General features: G+C 64.9%; 1 protein-coding gene. It reads left to right on the top strand.

Annotated elements, in window-relative coordinates:
* Window positions 1-492 precede the first annotated feature (492 nt).
* Complete coding sequence (locus tag VXC91_RS45875) at window positions 493-1,035, top strand: DUF5709 domain-containing protein (RefSeq protein WP_329513250.1); 543 nt, start codon at window positions 493-495, stop codon at window positions 1,033-1,035.
* Window positions 1,036-1,181 lie beyond the last annotated feature (146 nt).

Genomic DNA, 1,181 nt, shown 5'->3' with positions numbered 1-1,181 from the left:
GTTCGAGGGCAGGCAGGAGGCAAGCCGCTTGTTGGACGGTGGAGAGACAGGACACGTGCCGCCGCTCTTCTGAGGTTCCCTCGGCTACCTCAGCCCGATCGAGTACGAGGAGAAGCACTACGCCAGCCGGGTAACAACCGAACAAGTGAACCTGAAACCACGTCAATCTGCCCTGACCAGATAGTCAGCCACTCCCGCGCAGCGGGGGAACCTCAATCCGGGAAGGCTTCCGAGGACGTGACTGGTCCAAGCTGCTGATTCGGTACGGCCCTGACGACCTCAGCGCCAAAGGAGCCGTGATCACCAACTCCTGTCAGGTTGTCGACCGCTTCATCGAAGAGAACCCCGGCTACGTGCTGCTGATCGACTCCAGCACCCCGGCAGCTGGGGTCACACACGAAGCTGAACGCGGGAGGCGGGTGGCACAGCCTCCGCCTGGGCCGCCGGGCCCAGCGACTATCTCGGATAGATGCCTCGTACACATCAAGCCGCTTGAATGACAACCTCTGGCGCCACACCGCCAACAAAGGCATCGCACCTGCGTTGCCCAACGCCTACGGCATGGAGGCCAAGATGACTTCACCTGACGACCTTCCAGGCTTCGAGGACTTTGCCGCCTCGAACCCCCTGCGCTCGCGAGAGGAATTCGACGAGGACGAGCTCGGCGAAGACGTCCTGGACCGCGGCTACTCGCCTGCCGAAGCACCCATAGCCGTCAACGAGTGGGGGCTGACCGCTAGAGAGGGCGCCTCCCACGAAGACCTCACGCACCGCCTGAGGCGGGAGGTGCCGGAGGTGAGCGCATCAGATGACGGCGACGGACTGGGCGACACGGTCGACACGGATGGCGAGCTCATCGATGACCAAGTCGGCGATGAGCGCGCTGGACGGCTCCTCAGCTGGGATACCGGCATCGACGCCACCGGATACGACGGTGACGACTATTGGGCACGGGACGTCGGGATCGACGGCGGCGCTGCCTCAGCTGAGGAGGCAGCTGTCCATGTCGTACCCGACACCAGCGACGACTCCTGAGCGCCTTCCCGACCGCCTCAACCTAAGCCGCAAGAGGGGGCCGGCCGTGTCAACCTCGCGCCGCCAGCGTAACTGTCTCTGTACCCCCGTCGGCCTCCGTCACTGTTGCCGGCGTGCGGGCGCCGCCGTTTGTGGCGGCCATGCGG

This window comes from Streptomyces chiangmaiensis, assembly GCF_036281785.1.
GTDB classification, from domain to species: Bacteria; Actinomycetota; Actinomycetes; order Streptomycetales; family Streptomycetaceae; genus Streptomyces; species Streptomyces chiangmaiensis.
The sequence above is the reverse complement of the archived record's forward strand: the minus strand, read 5'-3'. Positions and strand labels throughout refer to the sequence as shown.